The organism is Streptomyces sp. NPDC048461, from assembly GCF_055587105.1.
The window spans coordinates 1-1,065 of the sequence record NZ_JBVJGW010000091.1; the positions used below are offsets into that span (position 1 = coordinate 1).

Consider the following 1,065-nt stretch of genomic DNA (forward strand, 5'->3'; position numbering starts at 1 on the left):
GCCACCGCGCAATCCGGACTGATAGCCGCTGTACAGGGCGACCCCGCCGCCCAGCACGGCGCCGACGGCAGCCCCGATCAGCAAGATGATAATGATTGGGGCGATCTCACCGGAAGGGTCGGTCTGATTAACCGGGTTGTTGCCGCAGTAGACGTAAGGGCCGCCATACTGGAATCTAGGATCGCAGGAGTAAAAGCGCCCCAATTGCGGATCGTAGAAGCGCGCCCGATAGTTATAGAGTCCCAAATCTTCGTCCAACTCCTGGCCGGTGTAGCGATAGCGCAGTAACGAGGACGTGCCGACGCCAGTCGGCAACGATTGGCCGAAGGGCATGTAGTCGAGCAATGCGTTGACCTGACCGTTTTCCGCCACTACGGCACGGATCGAACCTTGCTGATCCTTCAGCACGTACTGGGCCTCACCACCGTCGATGAGCAGCAGCAATCCGCCGACGCCATAGAGATATTGCGTCGTACGAGCGCCGAACTCCATCAGCGGCGCGTCGCTCAGGCCGTGTACGTAAGCGAGTTTGCTGCCGTCGGCGAACCGCTTTTGCACCCGCTGATTGATGCCGTTGTAGCACAGCGCAAGCTGGCGGCCGTCATCCAGTGCGATCGTTAACGGAAGATTATTCAGTGGGTTGTAATCGATACGCTGAATACCGCGACTGGCGGAGAGCGTGACGTTACCGACGACGTCATACTCGTAACGCTGCGCGACCGCGTCATTGGCGAGCACGGCGGCGACTTTGCCGCTGTTCGGCTGATACTCATAGCTGAAGAGGGTGTCTCCCTGTTGCAGCCGGAGGATGTTGCCGCCGGCGTCGAAGGTCAGCGGCGCGCCGACGCCGAGGCTGTAGGCGGAAGTGACGCTGTGCTCGGCGACCGTCAATTGGCCGCGCGGATCGTAGCGATAGCGATAAGCGAAGCTGTTTTCGGGCCTGACCGCATTGTCGTGCACTACGCCGGCGATATTGCCGTTGAAGTAACCGGCGCCCTCGTAGCCGCCGTCGGTGTAGCTGAAGCGATGTTTCAACAGCGGTGCGCCGTCGGCATAGTGGTTGTT

At 60.5% G+C, this 1,065-nt stretch carries 1 protein-coding gene; it reads right to left on the reverse strand.

Annotated elements, in window-relative coordinates:
- Positions 1 to 1,065: RHS repeat-associated core domain-containing protein (locus tag ACZ6S8_RS39690; protein WP_469463287.1), on the reverse strand; the 1,065-nt coding region annotated here is incomplete at both ends.